Source organism: Streptomyces sp. IBSBF 3136, assembly GCF_036815105.1.
Taxonomy (GTDB): Bacteria; Actinomycetota; Actinomycetes; order Streptomycetales; family Streptomycetaceae; genus Streptomyces.
Genome location: NZ_JAJSZC010000451.1, coordinates 1 through 1,459, shown reverse-complemented (window position 1 = coordinate 1,459; position 1,459 = coordinate 1). Strand labels below are relative to the sequence as shown.

The following is a 1,459-nucleotide window of genomic DNA, read 5'->3' as shown; positions in this document are numbered from 1 at the left end:
GGGTGGGTGGGGGGTGAGCACTGAACGTATTCCTTTGTGCGTACGGAGCGTTGGTCCGGCTCTCCGGAAGTCGCGGGCGGGGAGCGGGAATTTCACCGGCGCCACGACGGTCCGGTGCCCCAACTGCCGGAAGACTCCGGCGATCACCCCCGCACGGGTGTGCAAACCCTTGCACAACTTCCACACACGCAACAAGGCGCGCGGACGACATCGACGCCGTTGACGGAAAGTCGGAAAGCGGACGCGGGTACCGACCCGGTGCCGCGCCTCGCGGCGCCCCGTGCGCCCCGTGCGAAGGGTGCGCACCCACCGGCTCGTCGCGCACGTTCCCGGGGTGTGCGGCCCGGTGGTGGACTGGGTGCCGGCCCCCTCGGAAGGCCCCGCGCGGAACGGCGGCTCTCCCGCGCGAAACCGGCCGCCGGCCCCGTTCCTCCCGCCCTCGGCCGGCGGCCCCGCCCCCGTGGCGCGCGCCCCGGGCGACGACGGCCCCGGCGGCTTCCCCCGGCGGCCGCGGAGGCGTCAGATCTGCCAGGACCGCAGCCGGTCGGCGGCGCCGTACACGTCGGTCTTGCCGGACATCAGGTCGCGGGCGAGGTCGACCAGCGCGCCGTAGGGCGGGTCGATGCCCGCGCCGCTGACGAACATGTAGGCCACGGCGGTCGCGCAGGCGAAGCGCGCGTTGGCCGCGGGCAGCGGCTTGAGTACCGCGAGCGTGTGCAGCAGGGCGGCGGCCCGCCAGGCGGGGTCGGAGTCCACGCCGAGCCGGGGCGGGTCGACCCGGTGCCGGGCGACCGCGGCGACCAGCGCGGAGAAGTCGTCGACCGTGGGCTGGTCGGGCAGGACCTCCTCGTGGCGCTGGAGCAGCCACGGGACGTCGATATGGAGGGCGGGGGGCATCGGCTCAGGCGGCCTCGCCCCTGGCCGGGGACTCGTCGTCGGGGAACGCGGCCGCGAACTCCTCGGCGTGGGCGGTGAAGAAGCTCCGGAAGGCCTCCGCGCCCTCCTGCAGCGCCCGGTGCCGGGCGATGTCCGCCGCCGCGGCCTCGCGCACGAGGGCCTTCATCGACGTCCCGCGCTCCTTGGCGATCTGCCGCAGGTCCTCTAGCTCGCGTTCGCTGAACTCCACGTTGAGAGCTGGCATGCCCCTCACGGTACCGCGCGGGTACTCGGGCGTAAATATCACCAGTTCAGCACCCGTTTCACCCGGTACCCGCGGCGGACCGGCACACCGGCGGCGCCGGGTGAGGGCCCTGTCCGTTTCCCGCCGGTGGCCCGGCGGCCGACGCGCCAGACTCGACGTCGAGGCCCCAGGGGAACCACCACGCGGCCCATGCCGGCCCGGAGCGACCAGGAGCGACCGGAACGGCCTGGTGCGGCCGGCACGACCAGGAACGACCAGGAGCGACGATGACCACGCAGACCGCCGGCGGCGCCCCCGCCACCGAGACCACCCCGACCC

Annotated in this window: 2 protein-coding genes; both read right to left on the bottom strand. The window is 74.7% G+C overall.

Annotated features, from left to right (window positions below; genetic code table 11):
* Positions 1 to 519: 519 nt before the first annotated feature.
* Positions 520 to 897 (bottom strand): toxin Doc, encoded by a 378-nt coding sequence (locus V7E45_RS40110; protein ID WP_333779222.1) that lies wholly within the window; start codon positions 895 to 897, stop codon positions 520 to 522.
* Between the two features lie 4 nt (positions 898 to 901).
* On the bottom strand, positions 902 to 1,141 hold the full coding sequence (locus V7E45_RS40105; protein WP_043476900.1) for a hypothetical protein: 240 nt from the start codon (positions 1,139 to 1,141) through the stop codon (positions 902 to 904).
* Positions 1,142 to 1,459 lie beyond the last annotated feature (318 nt).

Coding starts and splice junctions, on each gene's coding strand:
- V7E45_RS40110 (WP_333779222.1), bottom strand. CDS start 897: ATGCCCCCCGCCCTCCATATCGACGTCCCGTGGCTGCTCCAGCGCCAC.
- V7E45_RS40105 (WP_043476900.1), bottom strand. CDS start 1,141: ATGCCAGCTCTCAACGTGGAGTTCAGCGAACGCGAGCTAGAGGACCTG.